General features: G+C 68.4%; 16 protein-coding genes and 3 pseudogenes. 10 read left to right on the forward strand and 9 right to left on the reverse strand.

Annotated elements, in window-relative coordinates; translation table 11 throughout:
* Positions 1-19: 19 nt before the first annotated feature.
* Both QE373_RS15120 and QE373_RS15125 read right to left on the reverse strand, forming a co-directional pair.
* Positions 20-472 carry a hypothetical protein gene (locus QE373_RS15120; RefSeq protein WP_309687992.1) on the reverse strand — a complete coding sequence of 151 codons (453 nt, stop codon included), beginning with the start codon at positions 470-472 and terminating at the stop codon, positions 20-22.
* Between the two features lie 20 nt (positions 473-492).
* Positions 493-945 (reverse strand): hypothetical protein, encoded by a 453-nt coding sequence (locus QE373_RS15125; protein WP_309687995.1) that lies wholly within the window; start codon positions 943-945, stop codon positions 493-495.
* Between the two features lie 100 nt (positions 946-1,045).
* Here QE373_RS15125 and QE373_RS15130 point away from each other — a divergent pair, with 100 nt between their 5' ends.
* Positions 1,046-1,444, forward strand: coding sequence for an EF-hand domain-containing protein (locus tag QE373_RS15130; RefSeq protein WP_309687997.1), 399 nt, complete (start codon positions 1,046-1,048; stop codon positions 1,442-1,444).
* Positions 1,445-1,534: 90 nt separating this feature from the next.
* Here QE373_RS15130 and QE373_RS15135 read toward each other — a convergent pair whose 3' ends face one another.
* Positions 1,535-2,716: a UbiH/UbiF family hydroxylase gene (locus QE373_RS15135; RefSeq protein ID WP_057687293.1), complete on the reverse strand. Its 1,182-nt coding sequence runs from the start codon at positions 2,714-2,716 to the stop codon at positions 1,535-1,537.
* Positions 2,713-3,919: pseudogene (gene ubiH, locus QE373_RS15140) on the reverse strand (2-octaprenyl-6-methoxyphenyl hydroxylase). Before ubiH ends, QE373_RS15135 begins: the two are co-directional and overlap by 4 nt.
* 108 nt (positions 3,920-4,027) lie before the next feature.
* Here ubiH and QE373_RS15145 point away from each other — a divergent pair.
* The 9 genes and pseudogenes from QE373_RS15145 to QE373_RS15185 all read left to right on the forward strand — a co-directional run bounded on the left by QE373_RS15145 (position 4,028) and on the right by QE373_RS15185 (position 13,264).
* Positions 4,028-4,612: a hypothetical protein gene (locus tag QE373_RS15145; RefSeq protein ID WP_309688000.1), complete on the forward strand. Its 585-nt coding sequence runs from the start codon at positions 4,028-4,030 to the stop codon at positions 4,610-4,612.
* Positions 4,613-4,623: 11 nt separating this feature from the next.
* A complete protein-coding gene (locus tag QE373_RS15150) occupies positions 4,624-5,178 on the forward strand; it encodes a cob(I)yrinic acid a,c-diamide adenosyltransferase (RefSeq protein WP_309688004.1) in 555 nt (184 codons plus the stop codon).
* 22 nt (positions 5,179-5,200) lie between these two features.
* Positions 5,201-6,133, forward strand: a complete 933-nt coding sequence (locus QE373_RS15155; RefSeq protein WP_309688007.1) for a histone deacetylase family protein — start codon at positions 5,201-5,203, stop codon at positions 6,131-6,133.
* A 91-nt stretch (positions 6,134-6,224) separates the two neighbouring features.
* Complete coding sequence (lptD, locus tag QE373_RS15160; protein ID WP_309688009.1) at positions 6,225-8,651, forward strand: LPS-assembly protein LptD; 2,427 nt, start codon at positions 6,225-6,227, stop codon at positions 8,649-8,651.
* Positions 8,648-9,979 (forward strand): annotated as a pseudogene (locus QE373_RS15165) (peptidylprolyl isomerase); the annotation flags it as partial. The gene lptD and the pseudogene QE373_RS15165, both read left to right, overlap by 4 nt.
* A gap of 18 nt (positions 9,980-9,997) precedes the next feature.
* Positions 9,998-11,008 (forward strand): 4-hydroxythreonine-4-phosphate dehydrogenase PdxA, encoded by a 1,011-nt coding sequence (pdxA, locus tag QE373_RS15170; protein WP_309688011.1) that lies wholly within the window; start codon positions 9,998-10,000, stop codon positions 11,006-11,008.
* The gene (rsmA, locus tag QE373_RS15175; protein WP_309688013.1) at positions 11,005-11,817 is read left to right on the forward strand and encodes a 16S rRNA (adenine(1518)-N(6)/adenine(1519)-N(6))-dimethyltransferase RsmA; all 813 of its coding nucleotides are present in this window, start codon (positions 11,005-11,007) and stop codon (positions 11,815-11,817) included. Before pdxA ends, rsmA begins: the two co-directional genes overlap by 4 nt.
* A 13-nt stretch (positions 11,818-11,830) precedes the next feature.
* Positions 11,831-12,211 carry a Co2+/Mg2+ efflux protein ApaG gene (apaG, locus tag QE373_RS15180; protein ID WP_042614797.1) on the forward strand — a complete coding sequence of 127 codons (381 nt, stop codon included), beginning with the start codon at positions 11,831-11,833 and terminating at the stop codon, positions 12,209-12,211.
* Positions 12,212-12,226: 15 nt separating this feature from the next.
* On the forward strand, positions 12,227-13,264 hold the full coding sequence (locus QE373_RS15185) for a symmetrical bis(5'-nucleosyl)-tetraphosphatase (RefSeq protein ID WP_309688015.1): 1,038 nt from the start codon (positions 12,227-12,229) through the stop codon (positions 13,262-13,264).
* Between the two features lie 15 nt (positions 13,265-13,279).
* Here QE373_RS15185 and QE373_RS15190 read toward each other — a convergent pair whose 3' ends face one another.
* The 5 genes and pseudogenes from QE373_RS15190 to QE373_RS15210 form a co-directional block, all read right to left on the reverse strand.
* On the reverse strand, positions 13,280-13,759 hold the full coding sequence (locus QE373_RS15190) for a dihydrofolate reductase (protein WP_309689851.1): 480 nt from the start codon (positions 13,757-13,759) through the stop codon (positions 13,280-13,282).
* A 17-nt stretch (positions 13,760-13,776) separates the two neighbouring features.
* Positions 13,777-14,571 carry a thymidylate synthase gene (locus tag QE373_RS15195; protein WP_309688018.1) on the reverse strand — a complete coding sequence of 265 codons (795 nt, stop codon included), beginning with the start codon at positions 14,569-14,571 and terminating at the stop codon, positions 13,777-13,779.
* Positions 14,568-15,458, reverse strand: coding sequence for a prolipoprotein diacylglyceryl transferase (lgt, locus tag QE373_RS15200; RefSeq protein WP_123698676.1), 891 nt, complete (start codon positions 15,456-15,458; stop codon positions 14,568-14,570). The genes QE373_RS15195 and lgt overlap by 4 nt, the downstream gene beginning before the upstream one ends.
* A gap of 58 nt (positions 15,459-15,516) precedes the next feature.
* A complete protein-coding gene (locus QE373_RS15205) occupies positions 15,517-16,011 on the reverse strand; it encodes a TPM domain-containing protein (protein WP_309688021.1) in 495 nt (164 codons plus the stop codon).
* Positions 16,011-16,902 (reverse strand): annotated as a pseudogene (locus QE373_RS15210) (TPM domain-containing protein). The gene QE373_RS15205 and the pseudogene QE373_RS15210 overlap by 1 nt, the downstream one beginning before the upstream one ends.
* Positions 16,903-16,904: the final 2 nt, after the last annotated feature.

Consider the following 16,904-nt stretch of genomic DNA (forward strand, 5'->3'; position numbering starts at 1 on the left):
CGCGGTTCGGGCACCTGCGTCACCAGGACGCGGGACGCGCGCGTGGCAGCTCCATTTCGGCGCGCGCCGCGCCTGCACTGTTGATGACGGCCGATGCCGCCTCGATACGCGCGTACACCCGGGCGAGCGCGTCGGCATCGTAGTTTTCCACGCCCATCATCCAGTCCTTCGACCAGCGCAGTCCCGATACCCGCAGCTCGCTGCGCTTGGCTTCATACTCTCCCTGCAGGCGCTCCAGACTGCACGCCAGCTTGCGCCGGCTCATCGGCCGCGCCGTTTCCTGCAGCTGCTCGCACTGCAGCCGATCGTGCAGTTTCTGTGCCCGGCGGGAGGGCATCAGGCCGGCGTCGCTGGCATTGGCCACCGTGATCAGCACGCTCTCAACCGCTTTCCAGGTTCCCGCATCCAGCGGCTCGGCGGCTCGGCAGCTCGTGCCGGGCCAATGGCGCTGCAGCGCACGCAGGGGGGCCAAGCAGCCCTTTACCGCAAAGCTCACGGCGTGCCGCCCTGCGCGGCAGACGCCGCCACGCGCACTGCCCAGCTGAACTGCCGCGCCGCAGCGATCACCTCGCGGGTCGCGTTGATCTGTCCTGCATGGGTACTCCCTGGCCGCGTACCTCCGCTGTTCCGTAGCAGGGACTCCAACCTCCCGCTCTCCTCCTGCTTGAGCGCTTGTACCGCGTCAACCACCATCAACGGTGACAATGGCTTGTGTCCGCTCGCATGAGCTCCAAGCGAGCAAGCAGGCGAGCTGGATCCCGCATCAACGCGCAGGCATTCAGCGTTCCTGACCGCGCGGAGCAGGACGGCCAGCGGCTCGCGCTCCAGGTCTTTTCCGTTCGCGATGCGAAGGGCCGTGTCCACCCGGTCCGCCCGAGCGGGGTGGAACAACCTCCAAAGCGCGTTGCTCGCGTTCGTGGCCCAGTCGCTCACGTACATCTTCAATAATTCCTGCTGATTGGCGTTCGTGAGACTATGGCGGCTGCGCGCAATGGCAGCTTTCAGATTCGGCGCGCATGCTGCCTGGACTGTCCGGAGTTCGCTGATGTCGTCGTCACCCCGCCTCTACTTTTTCCTCCTGCTGCTCGCCAGCGCGGCCGCAGTCGCGCAACAGCCGCGTCCCGCCCCCGCGCAGAGCCAGCCGCTGCGCGATGACGGCGGCGTGGTGCGTGCGCAGGAGCTGTCCGCCGGCCGGGTGACCGGCAGCGTGGACATCGGAGTGCCGCTGGGCGAGACGCCGGTGACGGTGCGTTCGCTGACGCCGTCCAGTGCCGCCGGCCAGTACCGGATCCACTTCGCCGAACTGGACGTCGACGCGGACGGCTACATCAGTCGTGACGAGGCGCAGGCCAATCCATCGCTGGCTGATGAGTTCATTTCGCTGGACGTGAAACGCCGCGGCAAGCTGGATCGTGATGACCTGGCCGGGTGGTTGCTGGAGTGAGTGTTGAGCTGTGACGACCAACGGTCGTCACCCACCACGCGGGTCAACACCCACCACCACGCGGGTGGTCACCCACCTCGAAGGCGGCGGTCAGACCCCCGCCGCGCGCTTCCAGAACACCTGCAGCAGCGGTGACAGCTTGCCGGTGCAACCCAGCACGCGGCCGCGTGCCAGGGTCAGGTGCAGTTCGTCATTGGAGAACAGCCGGTTGATCCCATCGAAGCTGTAGGCGGCGATCGTGTTGTCGCTGCGGCGCTCACGCGCCCAGCGCTGCAGCCGCTGCGGTGAAAGCTGCGGCTGGCCACGCCGCTGCGCCGACGGCGCCAGCCAGCGCTGCAGCGCGGCCACGTCGCGCAGGCCGAGGTTGACGCCCTGGCCGGCCAGCGGATGCACCACGTGCGCCGCATCGCCCAGCGCCAGCACGCGGCCGGCAACGTAATGGCGGGCCAGCTGGCGGCGCAGCGGGAAAGCGGCGCGGCTGGACGCCAGCTGCAGCGCGCCCAGCCGCCCGCCGAAGGCGCGGGTCAGTTCGCGGTTGAACGCGGCCTCGTCCAGCTGCAGCACGCGCGCGGCCTCGTCTTCCGGCAAGGTCCACACGATTGAACTGCGTCGTTCGGCCACCGGCAGCAGCGCCAACGGTCCGCCCGGCAGGAAACGCTGCCATGCCGTGGCCTGGTTGGGCAGCTCGCTGTCCACGTACGCCACCACGCCACGCTGATGGTAATCGTGGCGGTCCACGGCGATCCCGGCCAGCTGGCGCAGCGTGGATTCGGCGCCATCGGCGGCGATGGCCAGGCCCGCCTCGATGCGGCGCCCGTCCTGCAGGCGCAGGCGCACGCCGTGCTCGTCCTGTTCCATGCCTTCGACGCGGGCCGGGCAATGCACCTCGACCCCGGCGCCCGGCAGGGCCGCCCACAGCCGATCCACCAGCAGGCCGTTTTCGATGATCCAGCCCAGTTCGCTGCGGCCGAAGCGGTCCGCGTCGAACAGCAGGTCATCGCCACCGGCGGCATCCCACACCTGCATGCGCCGATAGGGATGCGCGCGACCGCGCGTGATCGATTCCCACACCCCGAGCCGCTGCAGCAGCTGCACGTTGTCAGTGGCGAAGGCGAACACCCGCAGGTCCGGCTGCGCGGCCTGCCACGACGCCGGCTCGTGGCCTTCGACCACGGCCACCGACAGGCCGGCATCGGCCAGCGCCAGCGCGCAGGTGGCGCCGACCACGCCGCCGCCGACGATCACCACATCGGTACGTGCGCGGCGGCTCATGCGGCTTCTCCGCGGCACAATTTCGGTACGTCGCCGCGGAAGCCCATCGAACCGCCGACCAGCAGCGACTGCAGCGACGTGGCCTGAGTGGCCAGCAGGCCGAGGCTGCGCAGTGGCCGCAACAACGGTGCGTCATTGCTGGTCAGGCGCGCCAGTCCACCGGAGAACGCGATGGTCTGCGCACGGTCATCCCCGCGCCGCGCCGCGTAGGCGTGCAGCAGCGCATCGGCACCGGCATCGCCCTCGGTTTCCAGCAGCTCGGCCAGGGTCAGCGCATCGCGCAGGCCCAGGTTGAAGCCCTGCGCACCCAGGGGATGGATGGTCTGCGCGGCATTGCCGAGCAGCACCGCACGCTCGGCCACCAGCGCACGCGACAGCACCTGGCGCAGCGGATACGCCGCGCGCGGACCAGACTCCAGCAGGCGCCCGGCGCGCCAGCCCACCGCCGCCTGCAGCCGCGCCAGCCAGGCCGCATCGTCCAGCGCCATGACCGCATCGGCCTCATCGCGGGCCACCCCGTGCACCACGCCGAAATGGCGGTCGCCGCGCGGCAGCAGAGCAGTCGGGCCGGTATCGGTCAGGCGCTCCCATGCGGTGCCATCCGGTGCGCGTTGGCTGCGTACCCGCGCCACGAACAACGTCTGCTGGAAATCATGCTCATCCACGCCGATCCCCAGCGCGCCGCGCAGCCCGCTGGCGGTACCATCGGCACCCACCACCAGTCGCGCCTGCAGCGTGTGCTCGCCCTGGTCATCCTGCACGTGGACCTGGCGATAGCCATCGATGACCGCGCCCAGCCCGATGAAGCGCGCCGGACGCCGCCGCTGCAGCTGCGGCAGCTCCTGCAGCCGCGCCTCCAGCGCCATGCCGAAGTCACGCGCCCACCACCACCTGGCCGAACCACGGGCGACCGTAGTCGGCTGCCGCCAACTGCACGCGGCCGAAGTCACCGGCACGACTGACATGGATGCGGGTGATCGGACCCGGCGCACTGGACAGCTTCTGCATCACGCCCAGTGCGGTCAGTGCGTTGACCGTGGCAGCCGCAAAGCTGAGGTTGCGCTGGTCGAACACCGCCGGCAGCGCGCCACCTGCAGTGGCTTCCAGCAGGCACGCGCTGCGGCCGATGCGCTGCAGCGCAATGGCCAGGCTGGCGCCGACCAGCCCACCGCCGATGATCAGGACATCAACTCGTTCGCTCATGTCGCCATGATACGCGCTCGCCCGCCGCCCCTGCCCGGCTGCCGCCCCTGCGCGCTGGCCTGCAGGCGGTCTAGAATGGGGTTTGTTCACCCTCCCGTGTGCACCCCGATGACGACCTCCCTGCAACGTGCCGTCGTGCTGACCTGCCTGGTGCTGTTGATGGCCGCCACGCGGGTGAACCATTTCGCCGCCATTCCCGATGCGTCCTGGGCGGTGTTCTTCATCGGCGGCTTCTACCTGCGCAGCTGGACCCGCTGGGCGTTCCCGCTGCTGATGGCGCTGGCGGTGCTGGTGGACTGGATCGTGATCCACAACCTGGGGCTGGATTTCTGGCAGCACTACTGCGTGTCGCCGGGTTACTGGATGCTGCTGCCGGCCTACTTCGCGATGTGGGCCGGCGGCATGGCGCTGGGCCACGGCTACCATGGCGCGCAGTGGTCCACCCTGGCCAAGGCGGTGGCGCTGGTGGTCGCTGCCGTGGCGGTCTGCCACCTGTTCGCACAGGGCGGGTTCTACTGGACCACGCGCAACGTGGCCGACCCCACCGTGGGCGGTTGGCTGAAGAACTACGCGGATTGGTTCATGCCCTACCTGGGCACCACCGCCCTGTACGTCGGCCTGGCCGCCGCGCTGCAGCTGGCCGTCGAACAGGTCGGCAAGCTGCGCCAGGCCCAGCGCGACGTGCGCGGCTGAGGCGCGCAAGGATGGGCAACCGGCTTTCACGCATCTATACCCGTACCGGCGATGACGGCAGCACCGGGCTGGGCGACGGCAGCCGGGTCGGCAAGGACGATGCGCGGGTTGCCGCGTTCGGCACGGTCGACGAGGCCAATTCGGCGCTCGGCGTGCTGCTGGCCGTGCCCCTGCCCACCGATGTACAGGCCCTGCTGACCAGGCTCCAGCACCAGTTGTTCGACCTCGGCGGCGAGCTGTGCATTCCCGGCCATGCGGCCATCACCGACGCCGATGTCACCGCGCTGGAACAGCAGCTGGACCACTACAACGCCGACCTGCCCATGCTGAAGGAATTCATCCTGCCGGCCGGTGGCGAGGCCGCCGCACGCTGCCACCTGGCCCGCACCATCGTGCGCCGGGCAGAGCGCGAGACGGTCGCCCTTTCGCGCGTTGAAACGGTGCGGCCGCAGGCGCTGCACTACCTCAACCGCCTCTCCGACCTGCTGTTCGTGCTGGCCCGCGTGCTGGCCCGCGCCAACGGTGCCGGCGAAGTACTCTGGCAGCATTCGCGCCGCCACGGCTGACCTTTCCGGATCCCCCGCGCCCATGCTGGTCTACACCCATCCTTCCTGCCTGCAGCACGATCCCGGTCCGGACCACCCCGAATCCCCGAAGCGGCTGCAGGCCGTGCTCGACGCGCTGCAGGCAGCGTTCCCGGCACGGTTGGACTGGCGCCAGGCGCCTTCGGCCAAGCGCGGCGACCTGGCCCGCGTGCACGATGCCGAACTGATCGACCTGGTGCTGCAGCCGCAGACCGCCGACCTGCGGCAGATCGACATGGACACCCGCACGTCGCCGGGTTCGGCCACCGCCGCCCTGCATGCCGCCGGCGCCGGTATCGCCGCGGTGGATGCGGTGATGCTGGGCGAGGACCCGCTGGCGTTCTGCGCGGTGCGCCCGCCCGGCCACCACGCCACCGCCAGCACCGCCATGGGGTTCTGCCTGCTCAACAACATCGCGGTGGCCGCCGCACATGCGCGCGACCGCTACGGGCTGGAGCGGATCGCCGTGGTCGACTTCGACGTCCACCATGGCAACGGCACCCAGGACATCTTCCAGCTGGATCCCCGGGTGGCGTACTACAGCACCCACCAGGCCGGCCTGTTCCCGAATTCCGGGCTGCGCCGCGACCGTGGCGCAGGCAACCTGTTGAACATCCTGCTGCCCCCGGGCAGCGGCAGCCTGCGCTTCCGCAATGTCTGGGCCGACGAGATGCTGCCGGCCATCGACGACTTCCGCCCGCAGCTGCTGCTGGTGTCGGCTGGCTTCGACGCCCACCTGCGCGATCCGCAGGCCGACCTGATGCTGGAAGCAGAAGACTTCGCCTGGATCACCGCCGAACTGCACGCGCTGGCCCGCCGCCATGGCGGCGGCCGGGTGGTTTCGATGCTGGAAGGCGGCTACGACCTGCAGGCCCTGGCCGAGTCCAGCGTGGCGCATGTAGGGGCCCTGCTGGAGGGTCGGGCCGGGGCTGCCTGATGAACCCCGACTGCCACCGGTGAGCGGCCTTCATTGCCCCTATGCAATGGATGGGGCAAGCTACGGATCGTTTTCGCCTGAACCATCACGCGTGCGCAAAGCCCTCCGCCTGTTGCCTCTCCCCCTGGGTATCGCCCTCTGCCTGCCGGCGTTCGCCGAAGACAAAGCGCCGAACTGGGGTCTGTGCCCTGCCACCGACGTCCTGCCCGCCTTTGGCGAGGCACCGCCGGCGGACAAGGCTGCCGCCGAAACGCGCACCCAGCAGCCCACCGACATCGAGGGCGACCAGCTGTATGGCACCTCCACGGTGCCGCAGTACCAAGGCAACGTCGCGCTCAAGCGCGGTGACCAGTTCCTCGGTACCGATCACCTGAGCTTCGATACGGAAACCGGCAATTACACCGCCGAGGGCAATGTCCGTTACTCCGATTCGTCGATCCGGATGGTGGCCAAGCGCGCCGAGGGCAACCAGGAGGCGGATACCCACAAGATCTCCGACATCCAGTACCAGCTGGTGTCGCGTCGCGGCAACGGTGGCGCCGAATCGGTGGACCTGCAGGGTGCGGTCGGGCAGATGCACCGCTCGACCTACACCACCTGCGACCCGTCCCAACCGGTCTGGAAGCTGTCTGCCCCGCAGATCGAAGTGGACAACGACGAAGGCTTCGGTACCGCGCGCAACGCCGTGCTGCGCATCGGCAAGGTGCCGGTGCTGTGGGCGCCGTACTTCAAGTTCCCGATCGACGACCGGCGCCAGACCGGCCTGCTGTATCCGGAGCTGGGCGTGTCCGGGCGCAACGGATTCGATTATGCCCAGCCGATCTACTTCAACCTGGCGCCGAACTACGACGACACGCTGACCCCGCGCTACATGAGCAAGCGCGGCTTCATGCTGGACAACGAATTCCGCTACCTGTACGACGGTGGCCGCGGTGAGCTGCGTACTGCTTACCTGCCCAACGACGAGCTGCGCGACAAGGACCGTGGCCGCGTCGAATACACCGGGTACCACAACTTCAACGCGAACTGGCAGGCCCGTGCCGGGCTGGCCTGGGTCAGCGACGAGCGTTACCTGGAAGATTTCGCCAACCGGCTGCTGGGCGTGACCGCGTCCAACCTGCAGAGCCAGGCCGGCATCTACGGCACCGGGGAAACCTGGACCGCCGGCCTGATGGCCGACTACTGGCAGCTGACCGATTACACCCTGACCGAAGAAGCACTGCCCTACAACCGACAGCCGCGCCTGTTCGGCACCTGGGACCAGCCGATCCTGCCGTGGCTGGAAGTAGGCGTGTATGCCGAAGCGGTGCGCTTCGTGCACGACGACATCCACGACAAGATCATCGATGACGACGGCGAGTACGTGCGCAATGGCGTGGAACGCGAAGTGCTCGGCGGCTCGCGCCTGGACATCAAGCCCTACGTGACCATGCCCTTCAGTGGCGCGGCCTGGTATGTCACCCCGACGCTGGCCTGGCGCTACACCGGCTACGACCTGGAACAGGGCCTGGCCGACAGCATCCGCGCCAACAACCTGGCCGCGGCGGGCATCACCAACCCGACCCCGGACCAGCTGCGCGGCAACACCTCGCCCAACCGCAGCGTGCCGATCGCCAGCCTGGACGCGGGCATGTTCTTCGACCGCGAGACCACCATCGGCGACAAGCCCTACCTGCATACGCTGGAACCGCGCCTGTTCTACCTGCGCACCCCGTACCGCGACCAGAGCGAGCTGCCGGTCTTCGACACCCGTGACTTCACTTTCAGCTGGGGCCAGCTGTTCCGCGATTCGCGCTACACCGGCGCCGACCGCCAGAACGATGCCAACCAGCTGACGATGGCACTGAGCACCCGCTTCATCGACCAGACCAGCGGCCGCGAGCGGTTCTCGGCCAGCATCGGCCAAATCCTGTACTTCGACGATTCCCGCGTCACCCTGCCGAGCAATCCCAGCCCGGTGGAACAGGGCAAGTCGGCCTGGATCGCCGATACCAACTACATGATCAACGACCGCTGGAACCTGGGCGCCACCTACCAGTGGGATCCCAAGAACAAGCGCGAAGACCTGGCCAGCGTGCGTGCGCGCTACCTGATGTCCAACGACGGCATCGTCAACCTGACCTACCGCCACCGGATCAACCCCGATGGCACCAACCTGCTCAAGCAGGGCGACCTGTCCTTCCTGTACCCGATCAACCCGCGCTGGAGCGTGGTCGGCCGTTACTACTACTCCATCGAAGACAGCAAGCCGCTGGAAATCATCGGTGGCGTGCAGTGGGACAGCTGCTGCCTGGCGGTGCGCGCGCTGGCCCGCCGCTACGTCCGCAACCGCGAAGGCGAGCTGAATACTTCCTTCCAGCTGGAGTTCGTGCTGAAGGGCCTGAGCTCCATCGGCCAGAACACGGACCGTACCCTGCGCCGTGCTATCCTCGGTTACAACCGCGACGACCTCTATCTCGTGCCCCCCAGCACCACCGGCGCGACCCGCGACGACTACGATCCGAACCTGATCCCATGACCAAGACCTTCCCCGTCCTACTCGCCTCCCTGCTGGCGGTGTCCACTGCGTCCGTACCCTTGCAGGTACTGGCCCAGCAGACCCAGCCGCTGGATCGCATCGCCGCCGTCGTCGACGAAGACGTCATCCTGCAGAGCGAACTGGACCGCGCGCTGGCCAACATCAAGACCCAGTACGCCGGTCGCGAGAACCAGCTGCCGCCGGACGATGTGCTGAGCCGGCAGGTGCTGGAGCGGCTGGTGCTGGTCAAGCTGCAGGTCACCCGCGCCGAAGGCAGCGGCATCCGGGTTTCGGACCAGGAACTGAACCAGGCGATCAACTCGATCGCCCAGCAGAACGGCAGCAACCTGGACACGCTGCGTGGCCGCCTGGCCCAGGACGGCATCGATTTCGATGAGTTCCGCCGTTCGGTGCGTGACGAGATCATCGTCCAGCGCCTGCGCCAGAGCTATGCGCAGAGCCGCGTCAGCGTCAGCGAAGGCGAAGTGGATGCGGCCATCAAGCAGCAGGCCGTCACCGGTACCCAGTACCACCTCGCGCATATCCTGATCGCCACCCCCGATGGCGCCGATGCCAACCAGATCGCCACCGGCAAGCAGAAGGCCGACGGCGTCAAGGCGCTGCTGGACAAGGGCGAACTGGACTTCAACGCGGCGGCCGTGCGCTATTCGGACAGCCCCAACGCGCTGGAAGGCGGCGACCTCGGCTGGCGCTCCATGGACGAGATCCCGCAGGCCTTCCTGCAGGTGATGCAGGACATGAAGGCCGGCGACGTGGTCGGTCCGCTGCGTGGCCCCAGCGGCTTCCAGCTGCTGAAGCTGGTGGAAGTGCGTGATGCCAATGCTGCCGCGTCCACCGGCCAGACGATCACCGAATACCACGCCCGCCACATCCTGGTGCGCGTGACCGAGCAGCAGAACGATGCCGCCGCCAAGGCCAAGATCGACACCCTGCGTGCCCGCATTGCCGGTGGTGCTGATTTCCAGGCCGTGGCCCGTGATGCGTCCGAAGACACCAACAGCCGTGGCCAGGGCGGTGATCTGGGCTGGTTCCCGGTCGATGCGTTCGGTCCGGACTTCGGCCGCCAGGTCGAAGGCGTGACCGACGGCAACATCAGCCAGCCGTTCCGCACCGATGCCGGCTGGCACGTGGTGCAGCGCGTGGCGACCCGCCAGACCGATGTCGGCGTGGACAACCAGCGCGCGCAGGTCCGTGAAACCATCGGCCGCCGCAAGCTGGAAGAAGAGTACAACCGCTTCCTGTCCGAACTGCGTGGCGAAGCCTACGTCAGCTTCCGCAGCGGTGACCGGGCGGAAAACACCGCCACCCCGCCGCAGTCCTGAGCCATGCTCCCAGGCGCGAAGCTCGCAGGAGCGGTGCTCCCCGAGCTCGCCCTGGTACCGGGCGAGCCCGCCGGGATCGGTCCGGAACTGTGTATCCGCCTGATCCAGCAGCCGCGCACTGATTGCCGGCTGCTGGCCTTCGCAGACCCCGATACCCTGCAGGCCGCCGCCGCCGCGCTGTCGCTGCCACTGCAGCTATTGCCGGCCGATGCCGATGCCCGCGTGCCGGGCGATCTGCGCCTGCACCCCCTTCCCAATGCGGTGCCCAGCCGGTTCGGCCATGCCGACCCGCGCAACGCCGCGGCCGTGATCGGGGCGCTGCAGGCAGCCGGCCAAGCGTGCCTGGACGGCCACCTGGATGGCGTGGTCACCGGCCCGGTGCACAAAGCGGTGATCAACCAGGGCGGCATCGCCTACAGCGGCACCACCGAACTGCTGGCCGACCAGGCCGGGGTCAAGGTGGTGATGATGCTGGCCAACCCCATCGTGCGCGTTGCGCTGGCGAGCACCCACCTGCCGCTGCGCGAAGTCGCCGATGCGATCACCGCCGATGGCCTGGAACACACCGTGCGCACCCTGCATGCCGCGCTGCGGCGCGAGTTCGGCCTCGCCGATCCGCGCATCGCGGTGCTGGGCCTGAACCCGCATGCCGGGGAAGACGGCCACCTGGGCCGCGAAGAGCTCGATCTCATCATCCCGCTGCTGCAGCGGCTGCGCTCCGAAGGGATGCAGCTGATCGGCCCGCTGCCGGCCGACACCGCCTTCCTGCCCGCCAAGCTGGCCGGCTTCGACAGCGTGCTGGCGATGTACCACGACCAGGGCCTGCCGGTGCTGAAGTATTCCGGTTTCGAACAGGCGGTCAATCTCACCCTGGGCCTGCCCTATCCGCGCGTGGCGGTCGACCACGGCACCGCGCTGGAGCTGGCCGGACGGGGCATCGCCGATCCTTCCAGCCTGCAGGCTGCCGCTACCCTGTGTGCGCAACTGGCCCGGCAACGTAGACTTAGCGCATGAACCAGTACTCCCCCTCCGGCACGGCATTCACCGCCCCGGCCAAGAAGCAGTTGGGCCAGCACTTCCTGGCCGACCGCCACTACATCGACAGCATCGTGCGCGCGGTCAATCCCAAGCCCGGCGACCGCCTGGTGGAGATCGGCCCTGGCCAGGGTGCGATCACCCTGCCGCTGCTGCGCCAGCATCCCGAGCTGACCGTCATCGAGTTCGACCGTGACCTGATCGCACCGCTGACCGCCGCCGCCGCGCCACTGGGCGCGCTGACCATCATCCAGAGCGACGTGCTGCGGGTGGATTTCACCGCGCTGGCGCAGGCCGATGGGGGAAGCGGACAGATCCGGCTGGTCGGCAACCTGCCCTACAACATCTCCTCGCCGATCCTGTTCCATGCGCTGGACCATGCCGCCGTGGTCCGCGACATGCACTTCATGCTGCAGAAGGAAGTCGTCGACCGCATGGCCGCCGGCCCCGGCAGCAAGGTCTTCGGCCGCCTCAGCGTGATGCTGCAGGCGTACTGCGAAGTAACCTCGCTGTTCGTGGTGCCGCCGGGTGCGTTCCGGCCGCCGCCAAAGGTCGATTCGGCCGTGGTGCGGCTGGTGCCGCGCGATCCGTCCACAGTCGGCATCCACGATGCCAGGCGCTTCGCCGAAGTGGTCAAGGCCGCCTTCGGCCAGCGCCGCAAGACCCTGCGCAATGCCCTGAACAACGTGGTCAGCGCCGAACAGTTCGCCGCTGCCGGCGTGCGTCCGGATGCCCGTGCCGAACAGCTGGAGGTGGCGGAATTCGTCGCCTTGGCCAATGCAAGCTGATTACACTGCCAAGATGCACGACGACCAGTACGCCATGGACGTGGAAGTGGCTCCGCGCTTCCTCGATGACCAGTCCGCTCCCGAAGACGGACGCTTCGCCTTCGCCTATACCATCCGCATCCGCAACAGCGGCCGGGTCGCGGCCCGCCTGGTGGCACGCCACTGGCGCATCACCGATGCCGAAGGCCGGGTGGAGCATGTCGACGGCGATGGGGTGGTCGGCGAGCAGCCGCGGCTGCGTCCCGGTGAAGACTTCCGTTACACCTCCGGTGTCATGCTCGGTACGGAGCACGGCACGATGCAGGGGCACTACGACATGGTGGCCGACGACGGCACCGAGTTCGCCGCCGACATCGCGCCGTTCGTGCTGACCATTCCCCGAACCCTGCACTGACACGGAGGCCAGGCCATGAGCGTGTGGGCTATCGGCGACCTGCAGGGTTGCTATGACGTTACCCAGCGGTTGCTGGAAAAGATCCGTTTCGATCCGGCGCAGGACACGCTGTGGTTTGCCGGCGATCTGGTGAACCGCGGCGGCCAGTCACTGGAAACGCTGCGGCTGGTGCATTCGCTGCGCGACCACAGTGTGGTGGTGCTGGGCAACCATGACCTGTCGCTGCTCGCGGTGGGTTCGCGCAGCGAAGAAGAACAGCGCAAGGTCAACCCGGACCTGCTGCGCGTGGTCACCGCCGAAGACCGCGACGTGCTGCTGGACTGGCTGCGCATGCAGAAGCTGGTGCATGCCGACCGCGAACTGGGCTGGATGATGGTGCATGCCGGCATGGCGCCGAAGTGGACCACCCAGATGGCCGAAAAGCACGCGCGCGAAGTCGAGCAGCAGCTGCACGGCAACGGCTACCGCAAGCTGCTGCGCAACATGTACGGCGACAAGCCGATCTGGGCGCCGAACCTGACCGGCTACGACCGCTCGCGGGCGATCATCAACTTCTTCACCCGCATGCGCTATTGCACCGCACGCGGGCGCATCGGCATCGAAGACAAAGGCACGCCGGGCACCCAGGAACAGGGGCTCTACCCCTGGTTCGAAGTACCGGGCCGGGTCGAGCGTGACCTCAAGGTCGTGTGCGGCCACTGGTCAGCGCTCGGGCTGACCATCACCCAGGGCGTGCATGCCATCGATACCGGGGCGGTGTGGGGCGGCAAGTTGACCGCCCTGCAGCTGGATACCGACGAACTGCGTGTGGTGCAGGTGCCCGGTCGCGACGTGCCCGCGCCGGTTGCCAGTGCACGGCCCGCGCCGCGTGCGCCGAAGCCACGCCCGGAAGGCCAGCAGGCCGCACAGCCCAGGCCGCAGGCACAGACACAGGCGCAGCCCGGCGGGCAGCCGGCAGGCGGCGAGACGCGTACGCGTGGACCCCGCCGTCGGCGCGGTCGTGGTCGCGGCAACGGCGGCGGTGGTGCAGGCAGTCCGCCCACGGCGGAATGACCGCCGCACCCGCCGTCAGCGGCGGGTGTAGTGCACGAAGCGGAACGCGAACGGATGCCGCGCATCGGCCGCATGCGGCTGGCTGTCCGCCTGCTGCCACAGGGCTTCATCGACGGCCGGGAAATGCGTATCGGCCGGTACCTCGGTGTCCACCCAGGTCAGGTACAGGTCGCTGGCATGCTCCATCAGCAGGCGGTAGATCTCGCCGCCGCCGATCACGCACAGTTCTTCTGCGGCTTCCGCGCGGCAGATCGCCAGCGCCTGGTCCAGCGATGCCACCGCGCGCATACCGTCGAACGGCACCTGGCCACGGCGGGTCAGCACCAGGTTGGTCCGTCCGGGCAGCGCGCGACCCAGCGATTCGGCGGTCCTGCGCCCCATCAGCACCGGCTTGCCCAGTGTCAGCGCCTTGAAATGCTTCAGGTCGTCCGGCAGGTGCCAGGGCAGCTGGTTGCCCTGGCCGATACCGCGGCTGCGGTCCAGCGCGGCGATCATCGAAAGGCGCGGGGAACTCACACCGCCACCGGGGCCTTGATCGCCGGGTGCGGATCGTAGCCGTCGATGCGGATGTCATCGAAGCGGAAGCCGAACAGATCGGTGACCTCCGGGTTCAACCACAGCGTTGGCAGCATGCGCGGTTCGCGCGCCAGCTGCTCGCGGGCCTGCTCGAAATGGTTCGAGTACAGGTGGGCATCGCCCAGCGTATGCACGAAATCACCCACCCCCAGCCCGGTGGCCTGCGCCACCATGTGGGTCAGCAGCGCATAGCTGGCGATGTTGAACGGCACCCCGAGGAAGATGTCGCCACTGCGCTGGTACAGCTGGCAGCTGAGCTTGCCGTCCACCACGTAGAACTGGAACAGGCTGTGGCAGGGCATCAACGCCATCTGCGGCAGCTCGCCGACATTCCAGGCACTGATCACCAGCCGGCGCGAATCCGGATTGCGCTTGATCTCCTCCACCAGCCACTGCATCTGGTCGATCTGCCGGCCATCGGCAGCCGCCCAGCTGCGCCACTGCTTGCCGTAGACCGGGCCGAGATCACCGTTCTCATCGGCCCACTCGTCCCAGATCCGCACCTGGTTGTCCTTCAGGTAGGCGATGTTGGTGTCGCCCTGCAGGAACCACAGCAGTTCGTGGATGATCGAACGCAGGTGCAGCTTCTTGGTGGTGACCAACGGGAAGCCGTCGGCCAGGTTGTAGCGCATCTGCCAACCAAACACGCTGCGCGTGCCGGTACCGGTACGGTCGCTCTTCTCCGCGCCGTGTTCCAGCACGTGCCGCAGCAGGTCCAGGTAGGGCTTCATGGCTTGGCTCCGGCCGGGGCAACCGGCAGCACCGGCTGCAGCACCGGCGCGCGATGGGACATCCACAGCAGCACCAGGCCCAGCGCCACCAGCGGCAGGCTCAGGATCTGCCCACGGGTCAGCCAGTCGAAGGCCACGTAGACGCCGTTGTCCGGCATCCGCACGAACTCCACCGCGAAGCGGAACAGGCCGTACATCAGCGCGAACAGGCCGGACACCAGGTAACGGTTGCGCGGCTTGGCCGACACCGCCCACAGCACCGCGAACATCACCAGGCCTTCCAGGAAGGCCTCATACAGCTGCGAAGGATGGCGTGCGTACTGGTTCAGCGCACCGGCGGCGAACTCCGCCTTCAGCGTGGCGGTGTCGAGCTGCGCCAGCGGCGCGGGCAGCCCCGACGGGAACACCACGCCCCAGCTGCCGTCGGTGAACTTGCCCCACAGCTCATCGCCGATGAAGTTGCCCACGCGGCCGAAGCCCAGCCCCAGCGGCACCAGCGGCGCGACGAAATCCATGGTGTCGAAGAAGTGCAGGCGGTGCCGGCGCGACCACCACCAGCTGGCCGCGAGCACGCCCAGCAGGCCGCCGTGGAAGCTCATGCCGCCGTCCCACACCTTGAACAGCAGCAGCGGGTTGGACAGGAAATCGCCCATCGCATAGAACAGCATGTAGCCCACGCGCCCGCCCACCACCACGCCGAGCATCGCGTAGAACAGCAGGTCGGAAAAACCGTCGGCATTGACGCCCGGCAGGCGCCCTGCGGCGATGCGGCGCTTGCCCAGCCACCAGGCCGAGGCAAAGCCAAGCAGGTACATGATGCCGTACCAGTGCACCTGGATCGGCCCCAGCGAGATGGCGATGGGATCGATATCGTGGAAATAGATCATGGACGGTGCCTTGCGGGGATCGGGTTATTTTAGCGCCGCCAGCGGGACTCCACCCAGCTCAACCCAGAATCTGCGGCCAATCCGGCAAGGCGTCCTGGTCTGACCGCGCGCCCGGCGGAAAGTGCCCGGCGAGCAGGGTCGATACGTCATTGATCGCCATCACCAGCGCCGCCGCGGGATCACCTCCGCGCAGCCCTTCGCGCAGCGCGGCGCAGATCCGCTGCCAATCGGCTTCGGCGACCCTGCCGTGCAGTCCGCGGTCGGCGACGATTTCGATGGCATGGTCCGCCAGCAGCAGGTAGATCAGCACGCCGTTGTTGTGCGCGGTATCCCAGGTGCGCAGGTGCGCGAAGGCACGTTCAGCGGCCTGGCGCGCGGTCACCCCGCGCCACAGCGCATCCAGCGGCAGGTCGGCTTCCACCGCGAACATGACCTGTCCACCGTGGCGCTGCTCACCGGCGGCGATGGCCTGGGTAATCGCCTGCAGGGTGGCGGGCGGAAAGGTCCGCCGCACCGACGGGGACACGATATGGCGCAGCGCGCGTTGGATCATCACCAGCCTCCCGATGCGCCACCGCCGCCGGAGCGGCCACCGCCGCCGCCCCAGCCACCGCCGCCGCCGAATCCACCGCCGCCCCCGAATCCGCCGCCCCCGCCCCAGCTGCCGCCCCCCCAGCCGCCGCCGCCGGCGAACCGGCCCGGGTGCCCGGAGGTGACCGCCATCAGCAGCCCGACGAAGCCGGCAATACCGCTGGCCAGCAGCAACGAAGTGAACAGGAAGGCCACCACGGCCGCGCCGCCCCCCGCGATCAGCCCACGCACCGGCCGCGGCAGGCGGCCGAGCACGGCGCGCAGGATCGAACCGACGAAGAAGCCGATGACCACCGCTAAGATCCACCCATCGCCCCCACCCTCGCCCTGCTGGGTGCGGTGCGCGCTGACCGGTGCCGGCAGCGGCTCGCCGTCGATCAGCTTGACCAGCACGCCGGACGCCTCGGTGATGCCACCGGCATAGTCACCGGCGCGGAACGACGGCACCAGGTATTCCTGGATCACGCGGTTGGCGATCGCATCGGGGATCGCGCCTTCCAGGCCGTAGCCCGGTTCGATGCGCACCCGCCGGTCATCCTTGGCCACCACCCAGCAGCACCCCGTCATCCACGCCCTTGCGGCCCACCTGCCACTGGTCGAAAACCCGGGTGGTGTACTGGGCGATGTCTTCCGGCTGCGTGCTGGGCACGATCAGCACCTGCAGCTGGCTGCCCTTGCGCTGCTGCAGCGCCACCGCCTGCTGCTGCAGCTGGCGGACCTGCGCGGCATCCAGGGTGCCGGTGGTATCGACCACCGGTGAATCCAGCTGCGGGATCGCCGCCAGTTCCTGCGCGTGCAGGCTACCCAGCGGCAGGCACAGCAGCAGCAACCAGCCAAGCAGGCGCAGGTGCATCG

The organism is Stenotrophomonas sp. SORGH_AS_0321, from assembly GCF_031453215.1.
Lineage (GTDB): Bacteria > Pseudomonadota > Gammaproteobacteria > Xanthomonadales > Xanthomonadaceae > Stenotrophomonas > Stenotrophomonas chelatiphaga.

Coding starts and splice junctions, on each gene's coding strand:
- apaG (WP_042614797.1), top strand. CDS start 11,831: ATGCACGACGACCAGTACGCCATGGACGTGGAAGTGGCTCCGCGCTTC.
- QE373_RS15205 (WP_309688021.1), bottom strand. CDS start 16,011: ATGATCCAACGCGCGCTGCGCCATATCGTGTCCCCGTCGGTGCGGCGG.
- QE373_RS15135 (WP_057687293.1), bottom strand. CDS start 2,716: ATGAGCCGCCGCGCACGTACCGATGTGGTGATCGTCGGCGGCGGCGTG.
- QE373_RS15130 (WP_309687997.1), top strand. CDS start 1,046: ATGTCGTCGTCACCCCGCCTCTACTTTTTCCTCCTGCTGCTCGCCAGC.
- QE373_RS15190 (WP_309689851.1), bottom strand. CDS start 13,759: ATGATCGCCGCGCTGGACCGCAGCCGCGGTATCGGCCAGGGCAACCAG.
- rsmA (WP_309688013.1), top strand. CDS start 11,005: ATGAACCAGTACTCCCCCTCCGGCACGGCATTCACCGCCCCGGCCAAG.
- QE373_RS15195 (WP_309688018.1), bottom strand. CDS start 14,571: ATGAAGCCCTACCTGGACCTGCTGCGGCACGTGCTGGAACACGGCGCG.
- pdxA (WP_309688011.1), top strand. CDS start 9,998: ATGCTCCCAGGCGCGAAGCTCGCAGGAGCGGTGCTCCCCGAGCTCGCC.
- QE373_RS15150 (WP_309688004.1), top strand. CDS start 4,624: ATGGGCAACCGGCTTTCACGCATCTATACCCGTACCGGCGATGACGGC.
- QE373_RS15185 (WP_309688015.1), top strand. CDS start 12,227: ATGAGCGTGTGGGCTATCGGCGACCTGCAGGGTTGCTATGACGTTACC.
- lgt (WP_123698676.1), bottom strand. CDS start 15,458: ATGATCTATTTCCACGATATCGATCCCATCGCCATCTCGCTGGGGCCG.
- QE373_RS15145 (WP_309688000.1), top strand. CDS start 4,028: ATGACGACCTCCCTGCAACGTGCCGTCGTGCTGACCTGCCTGGTGCTG.
- QE373_RS15155 (WP_309688007.1), top strand. CDS start 5,201: ATGCTGGTCTACACCCATCCTTCCTGCCTGCAGCACGATCCCGGTCCG.